Genomic DNA, 20,707 nt, shown 5'->3' on the forward strand with positions numbered 1-20,707 from the left:
AAAATGTAAAAAAAACATTTCAGGATTGAACCTGTTGTATTAGATTAAAATCAACACTAAAAATAATAATATGGATTACGATGTATTAGTTATAGGGAGCGGCCCCGGCGGGTATGTTGCTGCCATCAGGGCATCTCAACTGGGAATGAAGGCTGCCGTTATTGAAAAAGAAAGTATTGGCGGAATTTGCCTGAATTGGGGCTGTATTCCAACAAAATCGCTGTTGAAAAGTGCGCAGGCTTATGAATATGCCAAACACGCTGCCGATTACGGCGTGACCATCGAAGGCGAGGTAAAAGCCGATTTTTCTGCCATGGTAAAACGCAGCCGCGATGTGGCTGGCGGAATGAGCAAAGGCGTTCAGTTTTTGTTCAAGAAAAACAAGATTGAAACCATTTCCGGATTTGGAAAACTGACCGGGAAGAATACATTAGAAGTAACCGACGACTCTGGAAAGAAAAAAACATACAAGGCGAAACATATCATTTTGGCAACCGGCGCACGTTCGCGCGAATTGCCCAACCTGAAAATAGACGGCGAGAAAATTATTGGTTACCGCAAAGCCATGACTTTGGAAAAACAACCCAAAAGTATGGTGGTTGTTGGCTCGGGAGCCATTGGCAGCGAGTTTGCCTATTTTTACCAGTCCATTGGAACGGATGTAACTTTGGTTGAATTTATGCCAACACTTGTTCCCAACGAAGATGAGGAAGTGGCCAAACAACTGGAACGCTCGTTCAAAAAAATGAAAATGAAAGTAATGACCGGTTCAACGGTGGAAAAGGTGGATACTTCGGGGAAAAAATGCAAAGTGACCATCAAAACCAAAAAAGGCGAAGAAACGGTGGAAGCCGATATCGTTCTTTCAGCCGTTGGAATTACGCCCAATACTGAAAATATTGGATTGGAAGAATCAGGAGTAAAAACCGAAAAAGGCCGTGTAAAAGTAGATGAATTTTACCGTACCAATGTGGAGGGTGTTTACGCCATTGGCGATATTCTGGAAGGCCCGGCACTGGCCCACGTTGCCTCTGCCGAAGGAATTGTATGTGTGGAAAAAATAGCCGGGAAAAATCCTGAACCAATTGATTACAATAATATTCCCGGTTGCACATACACCAACCCCGAAGTTTCGTCGGTTGGGCTCACCGAAGCCAAAGCCAAAGAAGCAGGTTACGAGATTAAAGTGGGTAAATTCCCTTACTCGGCCAGCGGAAAAGCAAGTGCGGCAGGCCAAAAAGACGGTTTTGTAAAATTGATTTTTGATGCGAAATACGGAGAACTGCTTGGCGCCCACATGATTGGAGGCAACGTAACCGAAATGATTGCCGAAATGGTGGTGGCCAAAAAACTGGAAATTACCGGCCATGAATTGCTAAAAACCATTCACCCGCATCCGACTATGAGCGAAGCAGTAATGGAAGCCGCAGCCGCTGCCTACGATGAGGTAATACATATTTAGAGCATCCGAAATAATTTCATTGAAAAATAAGCCCGGAGGCAAAAACTTCCGGGTTTTTTATGCCTTGAAAATTCGAAAAGATTATTGTTTTGTTTTGATTTTCTGAATATTACTCAAAATCAATCAACATGTTTTGTTGTAACATATTTAATTCTAAATTTGTTTTTCAAAATCAACTAAAAAACCGATGGATTTCCCATTATGGAAATTGTAATAGGAAAAGAAATTAAAAATCGAATTCTAAATTTTATTCTAATGAAGAAATTAACTTTTATTGCAGCATTTTTTATGCTTGCACAACTGGCATTTGCCGGTGGTTTGTTAACCAATACCAACCAAAGTGCACAGTTTATCCGCATGATGTCACGCAATGCCTCAACCAGTATCGATGCCGTTTATTTTAATCCGGCTGGATTAATTAAAATGGAAGATGGCTGGCATTTTGCTGTTTATAATCAAACCATTTTTCAGACCAAACCTGTTGACAGTAAATTTCCGCTGTTAAACGATGGGTACTACGAAGGTGTGGTCAATGTACCGGTCTTTCCCACGGCATTTGCTGTTTACAAAATGGACAACTGGGCGTTTTCGCTGGGATTTGGTCCGAATGCCGGCGGAGGTTCCGCTACTTTTGATAAAGGATTACCTTCGTTCGAGATTCCGATTACAAAAGTGGTTCCGGGTCTGGCAGGATTAACGCAAATTGATCCTGCATTGAATGTTACCGGATATGATGCTGAACTTTCGTTTGACGGAAGTTCCGTTTTCTGGGGAATTCAACTGGGAGCTACATATCGGGTGAACGATATGTTTTCGGTTTATGGCGGTGTACGTTACCTTCCTTCAAAAAATACGTATTATGGTACCATTGAAAATATTCAGTTAAAAGTGAATGATACTTATTATCCTGCACCAGCCTGGTTAACTGAAGCATCAACACAGGTAGGTGGCAAGGCTGACATGGTTAGTGCTGCGGCAAATATGCCTCAGGCATTGCAGCCACTGATTGATGGCGGAGCAGGTGATTTCACGCTGGCTCAACTTGAAGGAGGAGGTTATATCAGTTCAACACAACGAGCCGGAATTGAAGGGGGATTGGTGCAATTGATTGGACTTTCGCAAGAGCAAGTTAATGCTATGAATTTGAATATGATATATGGAACTTATACTCAGGCAAGTCCGCAATTACAACAAACAGCAGCACAACTGAATGCAGTTTCAGGTTCTTTAGCCGGAACTGCCGATCAACTAAGCGATAAAAAAGTAGATACCGAACAAACTGGTGCCGGAATTACACCCATGATTGGGGTTAATTTTTCTCCGGTTGAAAACCTGAATATTGCTGTGAAGTACGAAATGAAAACCATTCTGGAACTGACCAACAAAACCAAAGTTGATGATTTGGGTTTATTTCCTGACGGAGCAAAATCGCGAAATGATATACCAGCTATTTTAGGTGTTGGCGTGGGTTACGATGCCGGATTGGTGGAAGCACAACTTTCGTACAATATGTATTTTAACAAAGGTGTTGACTGGGGTTACAATACACGAGATTTGGCCATTTGGCAAGATGTTGACCCGACTAAAATACGTGCCCGCGAAATAACAAAAAACGGAATGGAAATCGGCCTCGGACTTCAATTTAATGTTGTTGATAATTTTGCGTTCAGTGTGGGCGGATTGTATGGCGACATGGGTGTTGCAGACAGTTACCAGAGCGATTTCAGTTACAGCAACCCCTCGGTTACTGCCGGCGCCGGAATTGAGTGGAAGATTATGGATGCCCTTACCCTCGATGCCGGTTTTTCCAATACCTTCTACCAGGACCAGGAAGTAACTTTTAATGATCCGGATTTAGGGAACTATAATGAAAATCTTACAAAAACAACTTTAAACTTTGCAATCGGACTTTCTTACAGTATTTTCTAAATCAAACAAGTTTATATTGCTAAAAAGAGTCTGTAAAAAGTATCAATCAATTTTGTCACCTTGAGCGTAGTCGAACCATCTGTTTTTCAATATCAGAGATTCTTCGACTACGCTCAGAATGACAATAGTGTGAGTTTTTAAAACAATCTGTTTATTAAATTTTCCACCGAAAAGATTTATCGTCAATTGCCCGCTGGGTAGCCAAAACTCCGTCCAAATGATCATATTCATGCTGAATCAGTTCCGCCAAATCATCCTGAAGATGCCAAACTTGTTTTTCCCAATTTAAATCGAAAAAGGTGAGGGTGAGACTTTTGTGCCGCCTGACTTTTACCAGCAGATTGGGAAAACTCATGCAATCATCCCACATTTCAAATAGTTCGTTGCTTAAATCCGAAAGTTTAGGATTGATCATTGCAACCGGTTTGTCTATGTTCAGGCAAATAATTCTTTTCAGCAGTCCGATTTGAGGCGCTGCAATGGCGCGGCCAACGCCGTATTTTTCCCGAAATTCCAGTATCGTATCAAACATGATATGAATTTGAGGAAAAAGTTCATTTAGTTCTTCTTTGCCAACGGGTTCTGATTTTTTATACAACAACGGATTGCCCAAAAGTAAAATATCTTTTACAGCCATTTTTCAGAATTCTTTTGAAGGCTAAAGTTGGTATTTTTCTGCCAAAATAAAAAGCCGCCCGGGAATTGTCAGGCGGCTTTTAAGAACTAACTGTTGCAGCAATATCCGGGGATTTGGGAAAATTATTCCATTTCTATGATTTCGTTGTAGGTTTCTCCACTTATAAGCAAAGCTTTCAACTGAAATTGTGTTATTCCGTCTTCCTTTAAAGGCGTTAAATCAAACTGAATTTCCTGGGTAAGCCAGGCTTCGCACATGTCGCCTTTTGCGTCGTGCCTGATTTCGAGCACCGGAAATTCAATATCATTTTGATCTAAATGAATCCGTGCCAGTTCAATTTTATGACTCCTGCAACCTCCGCTAAAAGAAAGTTTCAGATACAGGCAATCGCCTTCCACAGCCACTTCGTGCAAATGAACCGGGTCGTTGACCAGGCTGTCGTAATTATGAGCGTACAAATTGGTTATTGCCGATCCGCAATTCAATTCTGTCACATTCAGAATATCGCATGCAGCTCCCTTGTCGCAGGTTGGAATTACGTTGGGTAGCTTCACGTAATCAACCAAAACGCGCTGTCCCTGAACAAATTCAAATTCTTCGGGGAATTGGAGCGGTTGAATTTTTTCACCGTTGTCCAGTTCGATGATAAAACTGCAGTGGTCGGTTCCGGCATAATCAACCACCACACCGGTTTCCTGAAAAGCCATCTCTTCCTTTTCCTGGCAGCCGGTAAAAATGATGGTCAGAACTGTGATTATCAGAAATATTTTTTTCATGGCTCTATTTTATAATAAAACTCACTAATCATATTCAGGATGGTTCACCTCCCCAATAAACAGAATGGCGTCCGTATCGTTTTCCGTGATGGCATAAACAAATGGCCGGTCAACAAAAAATGGTACAACAGGCGGTTCGTTCCCAATGCTGGTGGTTGTAAAAACAAGTCCGGTAACAGCGGCTGCTTCGGTTCCGGTTTCGTTTACATCAATATACGATTTGTGAATGGCTTGACTGATATACAAATCTTCGTCGGTAATTCCTGAAAAATTGGCTGAGTTTTCTTCGAAGGCTTTTTGCATTCCCATTATTTTCAGTACCTCTTTCAATTTGGTTTCAAAAGCATACTTAAATCGTGGCATGGTAATTTTAACCCGGTCGGTCATCTCAAAACTTTCCATCCAGTTTTTCCAGTTCGATGAGGAAAATTCGTCGATAATATCCTGCGAATTATTGTCACTTACCGGAAGAAAAACAACCATGTTGTATTGCCCTTTTCCGTAAGGCATTTTTATGGCTTTAAACAGGTTGTTGGATGTATAGGGCAACTTTTCCAGCTTGCTCATCATGGGAACTTCCATGCTTGTGCCATTCGTTTTTTTGAACGGAAGTTCGTGCGTTCCTTCTTCGTCGAATTCGTTGGTCCAGGTGCCGTAAAAATAAATGGCGTTCAGCAGCACCATCCGGTCGAGCGGACTGAGTTGCTCAATAATTTTTGTGATTTTTTCGTTCGTTTTTTCTGCCACCCAATCGTTAATGGTTTCCACGGCAGCCGGCGAATTGAAATTGAGTTTGCTCACTTCTGCACCGTAAACATCCTCATTGATTGCAAGAAAGCCCTGTTTTACTGAAAACCCATCGGCATAAAAAATAGCGTTGGCAATTTCAAAAACTACGTCTTCGTCAAGCGACTGCAAGGCTTTCATGAGCATTTTGTACGAAGCGTTTATTTCTTCGGTAGTCAGCCCGTTCAATTTCATAACTTCTTCCATTTCGGTTTTGGTTTCACCGTCGGCACCGTTGTAAGCCATGGCCAGTGCCACCGAAACACTCAGGGGAGAAATCATCAGGTTTTCTTCGTCGCTTTCTTTCCTTATTTTTTGGAAAAGTTCCAGTCCGAATGCATTGTCGGCCTCTATCAGTTGAGCCGATTTTTCATCCAGATTGATGATTTTGTTTTCGTCGGGATTCAAATCATTTTTCTGACAGGAACTCATGGAAGTAAAAATAAAAATCAGTAAAAGTGAAATAATTGTTTTCATGGCATTCTGTTTTATGTTTTTCATTTTTTCTTGTGTCTTTCATCTTGATACTCAAATCTAACTACCTAATTCACCTGCGGATTTTTCACCGTTCCCATAAACAGCATGGCGCCGGTACTTTTTTCGGTAATGGCATACATAAACGGACGGTTCACCACAAAAGGAACTTTTTGGGGCCCGCCAACCGACGTGCGGTCAATGGCCACAACGGTTACAGCAGCGGCCTCGGTTCCTTCTTCATTCACTTCAATGAACGATTTGTGCTTTACGTAATCGATTTTCAGCCCGCCACCCCGGTTAATTCCGGTAAAATCTGCAGCGCCGGTAAAAGCAACACCCATACCCATCTCTGTTAAAACGTCGTTCAGCATTATTTCGTATTCATATTTAAACTTTGGGAGTTTAATATCAACACTTTGTACTTCCTGAAAACTTTCCATCCAGGTTTCCCAGTTGTCCTGGTCCAGTTTGTTCACAAGTTCATCAAGCGTTCTTCCGTTTTCGGGCAAAAAAACGTACATGTTGTAATTTCCTTTTCCATAGCCAAGTTCAATGGCGCTGAATAAATCGTTTGAAGCGTAGGGCAATGTATCAAGCCGTTGCATCATTTCTGTCTCAATACTCTCCCCGTTTTCAAGATAAAACGGATGCTTTTCGGTACTTTTTTCATTAAATTCTTTTTGCCAGGTTCCTTTAAAGTAAATGGCATTCAGCAAAAACATCACATGGTTGCGGGTAATCCGGTCAATGATGCTTTCTATTTTATCGTGCGTTTTTTCTGTCACCCAACCATTTATGGTTTCCAGCGACTGCTGTTCGTTTCCAAAATCGAGCGCCGAAACTTCTGCATCGTAATAATTTTTGTTGATGGAAACGAATTCATTTTCAACCTGAAAATCGTCGCGGTAAAAAATGGCATTGGCAATTTCCAGCAGTACTTTCGGGTCAAGCGATTTTAGCGCATTTACCAAATCGCGGTACGAAGTGTTGATGTCTTCCGGTGTCAGTCCGTAAACTTTCAGGGTTTTTTCCATGGCCGTTTTGGTTTCCCCATCAGATCCGTTGTAAGTCATGGCCAGCGCCAGGCTCACACTCAGCGGCGAAACCATAATATTTTCAAATTCCGTTTCCGAAGTAAAAACATTTTGGTAGAGTTCAAATCCGAAAATATTTTCAGCTTCAATAAGCCGGGCGGTTTTTTCAGTAACATTCAGTTCCTCATCCGGGGTGTTTTCGGGAAGATTGCACCCGGCAACCAGAAGTACTATTAATAAGATTAAAACTGATTTTGTTTTCATTGCTCCTTTTTTTTGTTTTTGCCACGCATGTATTATCAAAGATGGTGCCTGATTCAAAAGGGTTGCGTCGGGGATTGTAAAAAAATGAAATTCTTTAAAAATTTTTCATTATTCACGCAACCCTTTTGAAACGCCCTGCATCTATACCATGTTTTCGCCGTAGAAAAATGAGTTGCAATAAAGTTTTAGCTGCAAGTTAAGGATATTTTTCGTGGAGCGGAAGCAGAATTTATCCTTACTTTTGAAGGAAATTTTGCAGCCTGGTTTGGAAGAATTGAAAAATATTATAAATGAATGTGCCTCGGGTAATGCGCGTGCGCAGGAAAAACTTTACCGGATGTTGGCACCGAAAATGTTCGGCGTTTGTTTGCGGTATGCGAAAGACCGCACCGAAGCCGAAGACAATTTGCAGGACGGGTTTATTAAGGTTTTTTCGAACATTAAAAGTTTCAGGCACGAGGGTTCTTTTGAAGGATGGGTGAGAAGAATTATGGTGAATGTTTCGCTGAGCAAGTTCCGGAAACAGAACGTTTTGTATCCTGTTGAAGATATGGGGCAATACGATTCGGCGCAGATTTCGGATGACATTCTGGCAAAAATCGGGGCTGAAGATCTGCTTGGACTCATTCAGCAGTTGCCGCCACGCTACCGGATGGTTTTCAACCTGTTTGTAATGGAAGGCATGAACCATCAGGAAATCAGCGAGGCGATGGACATTTCGGTGGGAACATCGAAATCAAACCTTGCACGGGCAAGGGATATTTTGAAACGTAAAGTACTGGAACTTTACGATGATGTAGAAACAAATGCGAATTATTTTGCATAATGAAGGAAGAATTAAATAATATGGATAAAATTTTCCGGGAAAAATTGGAAGATTTCCCGGTAGAACCACCTGCCTATGTTTGGGACAATATTCAGACAAACTTGTCCGGAATACGCCGCAGAAAGCGGATGGCCTGGTACAGTTGGTCGGCAGCGGCTGCTCTGCTGCTGCTTGCATTTATTGCCGGCTGGTATTTTAACGAATCGGCAGACCGGGCAGTTCCTCAGGTTACTGAAACGGAAAAGATAAGTCCTGTTGAAAAAAACAATATCGAAGAAAAAATCGCAAGTGTTCCTGAAAAGGAAGATTTACCTGGTGATCCGGAGTCGTCTGCAACCGGCCGGTTTTTGGCTGATGCAACAGAAAAAGAATCATTGCCTCAAATGCCTGAAGAAAAAATATCGGGTTCTGATATGATTGAAGAAAACAGAATGATCGCCATTGCAGATTTGAGCTTCATGAAACCCATTGAGCCGAATGAAGTAATATTGGCAGAAACACAAAAAATACCTGCACCTACTGAAAAAAGTAAACCCGAACCTGCTAAAGACCTATTTTCCTGGGAGCAGAAAGTAATTCATGAAAATGCACAACAATTTTCCGGTTCAGCCGAAAATAGTACAGGCTGGAAATTTGGTCTGAACGTTGCTCCCGGCTATTCAAGTTACTCAGCCAGACATGGTTCGGCTTATTCCAGCAACATGACATACGAGGCAAACGACGGAAATGCCAACCTAAGTGGAGGGCTTTCTGTTCAGTACAAAACCGGAAAAAGAATCAGCATTGAAAGCGGAGTTTATTACGCCCAAAACGGCCAGCAAACCGGAAGTTCGCCACAACTTTTTGGCAACAGGGCTGAAATGGATTATGCGTTTGCGCCTGCCGACAAAAATTACTTTAATACCGCAGTGAACCTTGCCGGAAACCGGATGGCCATGAACAGCACCGCGGGAATTATTGAATTTAAAGGTGTGCCACAGGGCGCTGAAATTGCTGCAAACCTTGAAAATTCAGGAACCTATTCCAATTCGTTGCTCACCAGTGGCGAACTTTCACAGGTTTTCGATTTTGTGGAAATTCCGCTTTACCTGCGCTACCTGCTCATTGACAGTAAAATGGATGTGGAACTGGTGGGCGGGGTAAATGCCGGTGTGGTGGTTGGCAACAATGCTTTCATCGACAATGAATTCGGTGTTCAAAACATCGGCAAAACCCAGGATATTTCAACGGTAAATGTTTCGGGAACAGTGGGTGTTGGACTAAACTACGCTTTGGGAAAAAATCTTTCGGTGGCTGTTGAACCGCGTGTCAATTATTACCTGAATTCCATCAACCGCAACCCGGAAGTTGATTTCAGACCATACCGGGTTGGTATTTATACCGGATTGTATTACGAGTTTTAAACCATGAATAAAGGAGCCGATTGTAGAAAGAAAGATTATTTTTGAACATTTTACTTTTTAGGTTAAACTTTAGTGGAAAAAATGTATCCAACAACCAATATCGCTTAAAAGAAACCAAATTTTATGTTTTATCAGCTAAACCAAATGGCGGATTCAATTTCAACCAGATTAACATTTCTGTATTCCTTTTTTTTCCTGTTTTTGTTTTTGGGAAACTCCGGGCTTACCAATGCACAGAATCAGGGTGAAATTTTGATTGACGGAACTTATCGCGACCAACCATTGCAGGTTTTTTTCGATTCGCTGGAAACCAAATACAATTTGCAGTTTTTTTATAAACAGGAATGGCTGGCTCCGCATTCCATCAACAAATCCTTCAAAAACACACCCCTTATTCAGGCCCTGAACAATATTTTTCTGGACAATGTACTTACTTTTCGTTTTTTTCAGGACAATGGAGTGGTCATTTATCCCGAAGTTTCGGGCAGCTTTACCCGCCTTGACGAATCTTCGCAATTTTTAATTATCGGCAATCCGCTCAATTTGGGCCGATACAAAAGAGCTACTCTGCGTGGACGCGTGGTTGATGGAAAAACCGACGAAACACTGGTTGGTGCCATTGTTTACCACACCGAAACCCAAAAAGGAACCACAACAGATGAAAATGGCGAATTTGAAATGGAACTGCCAACGGGAGACCACCGGCTTCAGTTTTCGTTTGTTGGCCTGCAAAGTTCAACCTGGAAAATTAGACTTATTGAAGATGGATACGAAGAGTTTCGTCTTTTTGAAGAATCGCATGCCATTGAAGAAGTTACCGTAATTGGAAAAGAGGCTGATTTGCCCCGGTCGCAAATGAGTATGGTGCAAATGTCGTCGGTGGAGATTAAAAAGTTGCCCGCGTTAATGGGAGAGGTGGATATTTTAAAAGGAATGACCATGCTGCCCGGTGTGCAAACCGTGGGGGAATTATCGTCAGGATTTAATGTGCGGGGCGGAAATACGGACCAGAACCTGATTCTGATAAACGGAAGTCCGGTTTTCAATTCGTCGCATCTTTTCGGTTTCCTTTCGCTTATCAATCCCGATGTAGTGGAAAACGTACGTTTGTTTAAAGGTGGCATGCCGGCTAATTTTGGAGAACGGGTAGCCTCGGTTATGGAAGTGGGATTTAAGGACGGCAACACAGAACAAATCAGGTTTTACGGCGGAATTGGGTTGGTAAACTCAAGGTTGACAATGGACGGGCCGCTCAGCAAAAATAAAAAACTGACCTTTGTGGCAGGCGCCAGAAGTTCTTACGCCAACTGGATTATGAGGGAAATTCCCGAACTGGATTTTGCCCGCAGTGTAACCAATTTTTACGATGTTTCAGGAAAAATAACATACAAGTTCGATAAGTACAACCGAATGAGCCTGATGGGGTATGTGAGCAATGACGAATTCAACACCAGCGCTGAATCGGTTACCCAATACGGAAATATTCTGGCCAATCTGGATGTAAGCAATCAGTTAACCGAAGAGCTCTTTGGTGATTTGGAAGTTGCTTACAGTCAATATAACTACAGACTGACTGATTTTGCCCAACAAAATCCGCTGGAATCCTATTATCTTGATAACCGGCTTGCTTATTCATCGGCAGGATCCACCCTGCGCTGGCACCCGAACGCTGTTCACAAAGCCATTGGTGGATTTAAAGTAATTAATTATCAGGTAAATCCGGGAAAAATATCGCCGGTTGAAGATTCCACCCTTATCGTCTCGCGCGAAATGCCCACAGAAAATTCAATGGAAGCGGCAGTTTTTGTCGGAGATGAAATGGAAATTTCGCCGCAGTTTTCAGTTTCGGCCGGAATGCGGTTCAGCGTTTTCAAAAACAAAACAACAGCAATGGAACCGGACGATAATGTTACCGGCGACTGGATATTTTTTGATGATTATTTTCCGGGGGCTCCTGAAAATAAAGAGGAAAAGAAATATTACGCAGGTTTTGAACCGCGGCTTTCTGCCAGGTACGATGCCAATGCAAATACTGTAATTAAATGGAATTACCAGAGGGTGCGCCAGTATATGTTTCAGTTGAGTAACAACGCGGTTATTTCACCTGCTGAAACATGGAAATCTGCAAGCCCGGGTTTGAAACCGCTTATCAGCGATCAGATTGCTTTTGGGGTGGAAAAAGGTCCGGGGTTTAAAGGCATCGATTTTTCGACGGAAGTTTACTTTAAATATCTCCAAAATCTGGTGGAATATAAAAATGGAGCGCAGTTAATTATGAATGAAAACATGGAAAATGATTTAATTCCGGCCAGAGGCTATTCTGTTGGAATTGAACTCAGTGCCCGTAAAAATACAGGCCGGCTCACGGGCTCTGCCAGCTACGTACTTTCACGAACCAAACAAAAAACCCTTGCTGAAGCCGAATCAGATAACTTTTGGGAAGGAAAATTCTATCCTTCGCTGTACGATAAACCGCATGATTTTTCGCTTTTGGGAACTTACAACATCAGCCGCAGGTGGCGGTTTACAGCCAACTTTGTGTATATCTCAGGCAGGCCGGTTACACTGCCTGAAATTAAATACAAATATGCCAGCGAAACGCTGGTATATTATTCCGACCGGAACAAATATCGCATGCCGCCTTATCACCGGCTCGATGTTTCCATTACTTTCGATGAAAACCTCCGCCGGAAACGCATGTGGAAAGGAAGCTGGACACTTTCGGTTTACAATGCTTACGGAAGGGAAAATCCGTATTCGGTTTATTACCGGAAAGCAGGGCCGGGAGCTGAAAACGATTTCAGGAAATATTCGCTTTATAAACTGTCGGTTATCGGAATTCCGGTGCCGTCGTTAACCTATAATTTTAAATTCTGATGCTGAAATTATTAAAATATCTGTTGATACCGCTGATACTTTTCTCTGGCTGCGAGTCAATATACGAACCCGAGCTGGACGAGGTGGAAAGTTTGCTGGTGGTAGATGCACGCCTGGTTTTTGGAGAGTCAACTCATCAAATCATGCTAAAAAAATCAGCCGGTTTTAACGAGGCAGATTCATTTGAACCCTACGCCAATGCACTGGTTCAGTTGATCGATTCAAAAGAAAACGGATACCTGACAACACAAACCCAACCTGGCATTTATGAATTAAAAGAACCGCTTGATTCAACCGAGCGATACCGGTTACATATTATTGCCGGCGGGGAAACTTATACCTCCGGATTAGAACCTGTTCCGTCTGTTCCTCATATTTCTGCATTTTACAGCGGAGAAGCGGAAAGATGGAGCCAACCCGGAGGTGAAACCGACGTGGAAGATTTCAAAAAGAAGTTGGGCCATCAGGTTTATGTTGATATTAATAACTACAACACTCCAGGTTATTACCGCTTCGATGCCCGGAAGATTATGCAGTATCAGTTCCCCTTCGATACAATAATTGGCGGAGCTCTGACCCAGCAGTACAAATTCGGATGGAAATCCATTTATCCTGATGATATTTTTAACATTGCCGGACCAAATGATTATGCCTCCGGTTTAAATATTATAAAACATCCTGTTGAATTCTTTCCTTACCAATCCGGGCGCACGATTCCAGGTGAAACAGAAGTGGGATGGATTTATATTATGTACCAGTACAGCATTTCGCAATCGGCCTGGAAATTTTACAACGATTTGAACAGCCAGCTTGGGGCCGACGGAAAAATTTTCGATCCCATGTATGTTCAGGCACGCAGTAATTTGCAATGTACTTCAGATCCTAAAAAAGTGATACTGGGTAATTTTGAAATTTCACGGTACAGGGAGCACCGCTTTTTTATCCGGCTTGATACACGTACAGGGAATCATGTTCTCAGGAGAATTACTTTTTTTCACAATATTCCGGAGGAGGGCATCAGATCGATGTATCCACCTTGGTTTTGGCAAAATTAAACGATTCAGAAATGAATATGAATTTTTACAAACAAATATTGGGCTTGCTTTTTTCAGTGCTGTTTCTTTCCGGTTTTGCACAAACCGGAAAAACAGAATCGGGCCTGTTTTTTTTTACCGACCGTGATTTTGGCATGTCGGGCGATACGGTGTGGTTTAAAGTGATTATGAAAAACGGGGAAAGTAAAAGTAATGTGGTTCATGTTCAGCTTTCGGATGCAACCAATCATACCATTGCATCGGTAAAGAAAAAATGCACAGAAAACCTTACTGAAGGCTATTTACATGTTCCCGACTCATTAAGTTCGGGGGTTTATTTTCTATCGGCTTTTCTTTACGAGCATCTTTCAAAGCCCGGTCTGCAAGTTGAAAAAAAGTCATTGTTTGTTTACAACCGTTTTCAGCGCGATTTGCCGGAGCTGCTCATACCTTCTTCAGAAAATAAATTGGAAGAAACCGTTTTGAATCAGCAACTTTCAATAAAACCCAATAAAAAAACTTATGCTGTAAGGGAAAAAGTAACTGTGGAAATTGGGCTTGGCGCCATTCATCCGGATGAAATTGACCAGGTGGTAGTGAAGTCTTCGCTGGTGGATGATTTAGCCCGGCAGGCTGGAGGACGGTTTTTGGCCACGTCTGCTGGTTCGTCTCTGGTTGTTCCTCACTTTCAGGAAATGGACGGCTTTATTCTGAGTGGAAAAGTAACAAAAACCGATTCTGGTGAATCGCCCGAAAAAGCTTTGGTTTTTTTATCATTGCCCGAAAATCCGCGCTACCTCGATTATTATGTGACCGGAAACGACGGATATTTTCATTTTTTTCTGCAAAATGCGGTTGGAGTTGGAGACGCAGTGATTCAGGCCATTTCAGAAGATGACACGGAACTGCAGACAAAAATTGAAACCAGTGTCCTGAATACTCAGAAGCCAATGCCCATGCAAAAACAAAATTTATCTCCCAAGCAGATTGATTTTATAAATGCATTGGCCGATGCAGGTTTTATAAAACGTCTTTTTCTGGGTGAATACACTATTCCATCGCAAGAGTTTTCAATGCCCGAAAAGTTCGCAATACCGGTTTATGGCCACCCGCAGCGTACTGTGGACCCCGACGAATTTTATGAACTGAACGATTTCAGGGAAATATCGAGGGAACTGCTCCCCGGAGTACAATATCGCACCAGGCGGGGAAACACCACCCTTCGCCTGTTGAACTGGAATGAAAATGCATATTTCGAAAACGAACCGTTTAAATTGATAAACGGGGTGCCTGTGTTTAAAAACCGGCTTTTTGCATCGCTTGGGTCAACTGATGTTGACCATATTGAATATGCCATGGAAGACCGCCTTTTTGGCGACCTCCGTTTTTCCGGAATTCTGGCATTGTATTTAAAAGATAAATCGAACCGCTGGTTGGCACATCAGCCAGGTTTTACCCTGCTTTCGGTACCTTTGTTGCAACCTGAGCAAAATACTGATAAACAGTTGTTTGCAGAATCAAAAAAACATATTCCCGATTTGCGAACCGTCTTTATTTGGAGCAAGTTAAAACCGGGTGAAAATCAAAAAATTGACTTTACCCTTTCCGATTTGAAAGGCAAAGTGGAAATTGCCGTGGAAGGTGTTACCAAAGACGGGCAGATTTTTAAACATTCAGAAATTATTGAAGTGAAATGAAACCTCAAATAAAAATACTTTGGGTTGTTTTAAGTTGCCTGCTCACATCGGCGGGTCTGGCGCAAAATTCAACAATCGACTGGGAGGTTCTTAATAAAAACTCAAACCGGCTGGAAGGTAAGCTTACCGGACTTTCTTACCGTATCCCGCCGCTGGCAAACAGCACTCATTTTCTGCAGGATAGTTGGGTGGAAGGAAACATATTGCTGGAAGACGGCGATTTATTCGATAGTGTAAGAATCCGTTACAATACTTTTCAGGATGAATTAGTTGTATATAATCCAAATTTAAAACAACTATTTATTGTTGATAAGGAAAAAGTGAACAGCTTTACGTTTATCTATCCGCAGGGACAGCAAAAATTTGTAAAACTTTATTTCGATGCTTTTGTTGACGCGGGTTACCGGTATTTCGATGTGAAATATCAGGGGACCAGGTGGCTGGTGGCATTTCATTATATTTATGAAGAAAAAACCAGCGTTTACCGCGATGCATACGGTAAGTTAAGAGATACCAGGCTCAAACCCAAAAAAACGTATTTTATGTATTTTCCTGAGCAGGAACAATTCCGCAGGGTTCAGGAAAAACGCCGCTGGTTTATTAAACTTTTTCCTGACAGTAAGCGGGAAGTCCGCAGGATTTTTCGAAAAAATAATCTCAGGCGATTCGATGAAAAGCAAATAGTGCAGGCTTTTCAACTTTTAGATGAAGCCGGTTTTTTCCAATAATTTACCGGATTGTTTTCCCGAAAAACACCGAATTCATAAACAGTTTGTTCGTTCCCAACCAGGTTCCGCGGAACGTCATACTTTCATGGTAGCTGATGACTTTTCCACCTCCAGCCGACTGCACCGAAACCACCGGAGCATTTTTTATCCGTTCCAGGTTTTTCTCCGAAACAAATCCACTTAGAAACGAGTCATCTGAAAATTTCACAGGCTCTGCATATTTTGTTTTCAACGATTCGGCCACACTGTTTCCCGATTTAAAAACGGGAAGTTCTTCTTGCAAATAACCGTAACAAAGCGGGTGCGTAATATCCATTTCAGTTTTGAAAATAGCGCCGGCAATGGCGTTTATACTGTATTCCTTGCTGCGATCGACATAATTCAGTTGCAGCGTGGTGTCGGGTTCAATACTTTTTTTGAACTGTGTTTTTCCCAAATCGTTGCGGGTTGCCCACGAGGCCGCATTTTTTATGGTAATCAGTGTTCCTCCTGCTTCGGTCCAGCGTCTTATTTTTTCTGTTACAGTATTGTTTAACTCGCGGTAAGAACCTGCCGGTAAAATCAGGTTGTTGTACCGGTTTAAGTTGATACTGCCCAAATTGTCACTGTCAGCAAGTGTAACCGGAATTTTGTATTGCTGATCGAACAAATGCCAGATTTCACCAGCATCGCGGCTGCTCACACTCCCACCAATCAGCATCAGTACTTCGGGTTTTTCAAGCGAAACAAAACTGCCGCTTCCAATGTGAATTCCTTTGCTAGCAAGACCGGTATCCAATCCGTAAAAATCGATACCGGTTTTTTGTGCCACTGATGTTACCATACTGAAAATCTCCTCCTCATCCATCTCCTGTCCGGCTGCGGGAACCAGAATGGTACCGTAGGTGAAACTTTCTTCGTTGCCGTCAATAATGAATGTAAATTCATCGGTGGCGACTTTTGTCATCAATCCTTTATTTTGTATTTGAAAAAGTGCTTCGGGCGCAGCATATTCATTCCATTTGAACAAGTAAGCCAAACTGCTTTTCCCGCCAACCACTTTCCCTTCCGGTATTTCCGGTTCAGCCATTTTTTCGGAAATCTGAATGTTTCTGAGCGAGGTTAATTTGGCAAACGGCAGGTTAAATGCGTAGGGAAAAGTCCAGGTAGAAACATCGTAAAAGGTGCTGTCGGCAAATTCAGTGGTTACATCGAACATACTTTTTATCAGGCGGTATTGCGGTTGTTTTAGGGGAACCACAAAACTGGAACCGGGTTTGAATGTTTTGCCGTCCGAAGTATATTCCTGTTCATTTGGAAAAACCTGAATCTGATGCTGATTCAGAACATTCACAAATTTCAGGGTGGTTTGCAAATTGTTTTCATCGCCGAAAACATAAGCTTTAACAGCATCTTTATCAGCCAATTCAAGAGCTTCGCGGTAAAATTCTTTCTGAAACTGCAGCAGTTCATCCTTCAGGTTTATTGCAGCTTCCAATGTGGAAAGCGAAACGGTAAACTGGTTTTTTATGCCGAAAGCCAGCGTTTTAATTCCGTTGGAAGTTTCGCGGATTCTTCCCCTGTAGCCGGCTTGCTCAAATAAAATGCCCACGCTGGAATTTACATCGGGATATGATGAACCTTTTCCGAAATAGTAATCGTCGAACTGTTCTTCCATATAATAAGGCGAGCCAATTTCATCCAGGAATTCAGCATGGTACTTTGCGATTTCATAAGTAAGCCGGTAGTTTTCTTCGGGTGTCAGCGGGTTGTTCCGGCTGGGTACTCCGGGTTGAAAAAAGAACGTGGAGTTGGCGCCCATTTCGTGGTGGTCGGTAACAATGTTGGGCTTCCATTCATGAAAAGCAGCCACCCGTCCACGGCTTTCCGGGTGAACCAGCAACAGCCAGTCGCGGTTTAAATCGAACCAGTAGTGGTTGGTGCGTCCGCCCGGCCAAACTTCACGAAACTGGCGTGAGTCGGGACTGGTAACATCGGTAATACTCTGATGCATGTTGGCCCAGGTGCTGTGGCGTACAAATCCGTCGGGGTTCAGGCACGGGTCAACCAGAATGATGGTACTTTCCAGTAATTGGTCAATTTTATCTCCCTGTGCCGCCGCTAAATAATAAGCCGTGAGAACCGATGAATTGGTTGCGCTCGATTCGTTTCCGTGCACACCGTACCCCAGATTAACCACCAGCGGAATATTTTCCGGCGACATATTTTCTCCGGGTTGGGAATAGTTGAAATGCAGTTCTTTCAGCTCATCCAGTTTGTTTTGGTTCTGTTCCGAAGTAAAAATAAGATGCACCAGTGGACGGTTCTCGTACGAACGGGCATATTCACGAATTACCGCCCGTTCTGAAATACGGGCAATTTCTTTCATGTAACTCAGTACCTGGTCGTGAGTAAGGTGCCATTCTCCCAACTGCTGGTTAAAATATTCTTCAGGAGTTGGAATGTTGCTATTGAAAGTGACATCTTCCGGTAGGAAATAACTCAGTGGTTCTTGTGCATTTGCGCTGAAAATAAAGAGAATAGAAAAGAAAAAGGCGACTGCAAAATGTTTCATATTGGTATTAAAAAAAATGATTGAACAGAACACTTAAAAAAAGTTACCCGAATATTGGAAAAATATTTCTTTTCACGCAACCAATCAGCAACCTTTTCCATCTATTGAGTAAAATAACTATTACTATGAAAAAATTGTGTCTGTTTACAATTGCTGTGCTTTTTACCTTTTCTCTGTTTGCACAAAGCGAAAAAGGTTTTGTTTACCTCAAAAACGGAACCATCCTGAAAGGAAAATTTCAATACACTGATGCCGGTAAGTTACGGGTTGAATCAGCCGGAAACATCTGGGTTTTTGATGCTGCTGAAATTGACAGTGTGGCCGGACGGCGCGCTTCACGTGTGGCTCAAATGGAAAACCTTCCGCAGTATTCCCGCTTTTTTTACCGCACCGAAATTGGAGTTTTGGCCGGAAATTCTCAAAACAGCCAGTCGGCGCCGCTAAGTTTTACCGGAACGGTAAATTACCTGATTACGCCGCAGTTTTCTGCAGGAGTTGGTTTTGGCGCCGAATTTTTGAAAGAATCATACCTGCCGGCTTTTTTAAATGCCGAATATAAACTGCGGAATTCGTGGTCGTCGCCTTACTTTTTTGTGAAGACAGGTTACCAGGTAGCGCTGGAAGATTCGCGCGAAATTTATTACGATGTACAACCATATTGGAGCAGCAGCAGCATCTGGCCTGGTCCTCAACCCTCCCACAACTACGGAGAACTTGATCCCAAAGGGGGAATTCTAATCAATCCGGGTATCGGCTATTCGCATCTTTTTTCTCCCGGATTTGGCATGTCGCTGGGGTTTGGTTACCAGTTTCACCGGCTTCATTACAAAGGTGAAAACGATTACAGACTCGACATCGACTACAACCGGCTTACAGTTAAAATGGGTATCATTTTCAACTAAACAATCAGCATTATGAAAACTATCAGAAATATTTTTGCTTTTATCGTTTTAATGACAACATCCAACGCGTGCATGGACGAATACACCGAAGTGTTTACCGCCAACTCGCCCGTTTACATGAGTTACGAAGATTTGCGCGAAGCCGTAAATCTGAAAGTGGCGCGTCAACTTGAAAATCCCGGGAAGATTTATTTTAAAGACGGCTACATTTTTATCAATGAAGAATTGAAAGGCATTCACATTATTGATAACCGCAATCCCGAAAATCCTGAAAATATTGGTTTTATTGAAGTTCCCGGAAATGCCGATATTGCCATTAAAAACAACACATTGTATGCCGACAGTTACGTCGATTTGGTGGCCATTGATATTTCGGACGTAAACAATCCGGAAGAAGTGAGCCGGGTGGAAGATATTTTCCCTTACACCACACCGCCTTATAACGAAGATTACCGCGTGGCCAAAGTGGATGAGGAAAAGGGTGTGGTCATTGACTGGGAAATAAAAAAGGTTAGGCAGGAAATGGAATACCATTATTATCCAGTCTATTACGGGTTTGGAAGAGCAGAAAATGCCATGAGCGACGGAGGGTTTACCGGGGGACCATCACAGCAGGGCAGCACTTTTGGTATTGGCGGAAGTATGGCCCGGTTCGGATTGTACAGCGATTATTTGTATGCGGTGGACCATTCCACGTTGTACATGTTCGATGTAAACGACGATGAAAATCCGCACAGCATCGGCAATCAAAATGTGGGCTGGGATGTGGAAACCATGTTTATTTACGATGGCCACATGTTTTTTGGTACGCAATCAGGGATGCGGATTTTCAACCTCGATGTGGCAACTGTTCCCAAATATGTGGGAGAATTCTGGCACGTAACCAGTTGCGATCCGGTGGTGGTTGCCGACGGCTATGCTTATGTGACCCTGCGCGGTGGAAACCAGTGCGGCAGTGACGTAAACCGGCTGGATGTGCTTCAGCTTTCAGATGATTACAAAAACACCACATTGCTGCAGTCCTATCCGCTTAACGGACCTTACGGACTGGGAATTGACGGCGACATTTTGTTTGTGTGCGACGGCGACGCCGGTCTGAAAGTTTACGATGTTACCGACAAACATCACATAGACGACCACATGATTGCCCGCTTTTCCAACATCAATACCTACGACGTTATTCCGGTAAACGGTTATTTGTTTATGATTGGCGACGACGGATTTTATCAGTACGATTATTCCAACTTAAACGACATCCGCCAGGTAAGTTTTATCCCGGTGAAGGAAAACAATTAAACAATGTTCAGCAAAGTCATACTAT

General features: G+C 42.6%; 15 protein-coding genes. 10 read left to right on the plus strand and 5 right to left on the minus strand.

Features of this window, described 5'->3' with window-relative positions; translation table 11 throughout:
• The first annotated feature begins 70 nt into the window (after window positions 1-70).
• Window positions 71-1,462 (plus strand): dihydrolipoyl dehydrogenase, encoded by a 1,392-nt coding sequence (gene lpdA / locus ACESMA_RS13795; RefSeq protein WP_372949423.1) that lies wholly within the window; start codon window positions 71-73, stop codon window positions 1,460-1,462.
• A 255-nt stretch (window positions 1,463-1,717) separates the two neighbouring features.
• Entirely contained in the window at window positions 1,718-3,391 is a 1,674-nt protein-coding gene (locus ACESMA_RS13800; RefSeq protein WP_372949424.1) for a hypothetical protein, read from the plus strand.
• Window positions 3,392-3,545: 154 nt separating this feature from the next.
• Here ACESMA_RS13800 and ACESMA_RS13805 read toward each other — a convergent pair whose 3' ends face one another.
• The 4 genes from ACESMA_RS13805 to ACESMA_RS13820 all read right to left on the minus strand — a co-directional run bounded on the left by ACESMA_RS13805 (window position 3,546) and on the right by ACESMA_RS13820 (window position 7,365).
• Window positions 3,546-4,028 carry a peptide deformylase gene (locus tag ACESMA_RS13805; protein ID WP_372949425.1) on the minus strand — a complete coding sequence of 161 codons (483 nt, stop codon included), beginning with the start codon at window positions 4,026-4,028 and terminating at the stop codon, window positions 3,546-3,548.
• Window positions 4,029-4,150: 122 nt separating this feature from the next.
• Window positions 4,151-4,804 (minus strand): hypothetical protein, encoded by a 654-nt coding sequence (locus tag ACESMA_RS13810; protein WP_372949426.1) that lies wholly within the window; start codon window positions 4,802-4,804, stop codon window positions 4,151-4,153.
• Between the two features lie 24 nt (window positions 4,805-4,828).
• Entirely contained in the window at window positions 4,829-6,067 is a 1,239-nt protein-coding gene (locus ACESMA_RS13815; RefSeq protein WP_372949427.1) for a serpin family protein, read from the minus strand.
• Between the two features lie 65 nt (window positions 6,068-6,132).
• Window positions 6,133-7,365: a serpin family protein gene (locus tag ACESMA_RS13820; protein WP_372949428.1), complete on the minus strand. Its 1,233-nt coding sequence runs from the start codon at window positions 7,363-7,365 to the stop codon at window positions 6,133-6,135.
• Window positions 7,366-7,606: 241 nt separating this feature from the next.
• Here ACESMA_RS13820 and ACESMA_RS13825 point away from each other — a divergent pair, with 241 nt between their 5' ends.
• The 6 genes from ACESMA_RS13825 (at window position 7,607) to ACESMA_RS13850 (ending at window position 15,930) form a co-directional block, all read left to right on the plus strand.
• Window positions 7,607-8,191 (plus strand): RNA polymerase sigma factor, encoded by a 585-nt coding sequence (locus tag ACESMA_RS13825; protein ID WP_372949429.1) that lies wholly within the window; start codon window positions 7,607-7,609, stop codon window positions 8,189-8,191.
• A gap of 20 nt (window positions 8,192-8,211) precedes the next feature.
• Window positions 8,212-9,594, plus strand: a complete 1,383-nt coding sequence (locus tag ACESMA_RS13830) for a hypothetical protein (protein WP_372949430.1) — start codon at window positions 8,212-8,214, stop codon at window positions 9,592-9,594.
• 144 nt (window positions 9,595-9,738) lie between these two features.
• Window positions 9,739-12,471 carry a TonB-dependent receptor gene (locus tag ACESMA_RS13835; RefSeq protein ID WP_372949431.1) on the plus strand — a complete coding sequence of 911 codons (2,733 nt, stop codon included), beginning with the start codon at window positions 9,739-9,741 and terminating at the stop codon, window positions 12,469-12,471.
• A complete protein-coding gene (locus tag ACESMA_RS13840; protein ID WP_372949432.1) occupies window positions 12,471-13,526 on the plus strand; it encodes a DUF4249 domain-containing protein in 1,056 nt (351 codons plus the stop codon). Before ACESMA_RS13835 ends, ACESMA_RS13840 begins: the two co-directional genes overlap by 1 nt.
• 11 nt (window positions 13,527-13,537) lie before the next feature.
• Complete coding sequence (locus ACESMA_RS13845) at window positions 13,538-15,202, plus strand: hypothetical protein (protein WP_372949433.1); 1,665 nt, start codon at window positions 13,538-13,540, stop codon at window positions 15,200-15,202.
• Window positions 15,199-15,930 (plus strand): hypothetical protein, encoded by a 732-nt coding sequence (locus ACESMA_RS13850; RefSeq protein WP_372949434.1) that lies wholly within the window; start codon window positions 15,199-15,201, stop codon window positions 15,928-15,930. The genes ACESMA_RS13845 and ACESMA_RS13850 overlap by 4 nt, the downstream gene beginning before the upstream one ends.
• Window position 15,931: 1 nt before the next feature.
• Here the strand turns inward: ACESMA_RS13850 and ACESMA_RS13855 are convergent, their stop codons facing one another.
• Window positions 15,932-18,484 carry a M14 family zinc carboxypeptidase gene (locus ACESMA_RS13855; RefSeq protein WP_372949436.1) on the minus strand — a complete coding sequence of 851 codons (2,553 nt, stop codon included), beginning with the start codon at window positions 18,482-18,484 and terminating at the stop codon, window positions 15,932-15,934.
• 125 nt (window positions 18,485-18,609) lie between these two features.
• On the opposite strand from ACESMA_RS13855, the gene ACESMA_RS13860 reads away from it, so the two are divergent.
• The gene (locus ACESMA_RS13860) at window positions 18,610-19,386 is read left to right on the plus strand and encodes a hypothetical protein (RefSeq protein ID WP_372949437.1); all 777 of its coding nucleotides are present in this window, start codon (window positions 18,610-18,612) and stop codon (window positions 19,384-19,386) included.
• A gap of 12 nt (window positions 19,387-19,398) precedes the next feature.
• A complete protein-coding gene (locus ACESMA_RS13865) occupies window positions 19,399-20,682 on the plus strand; it encodes an LVIVD repeat-containing protein (protein WP_372949438.1) in 1,284 nt (427 codons plus the stop codon).
• The last annotated feature ends 25 nt before the right edge of the window (window positions 20,683-20,707 follow it).

It is taken from the genome of Mariniphaga sp. (assembly GCF_041687215.1).
In the GTDB taxonomy this organism is placed as follows: Bacteria; Bacteroidota; Bacteroidia; order Bacteroidales; family Prolixibacteraceae; genus Mariniphaga.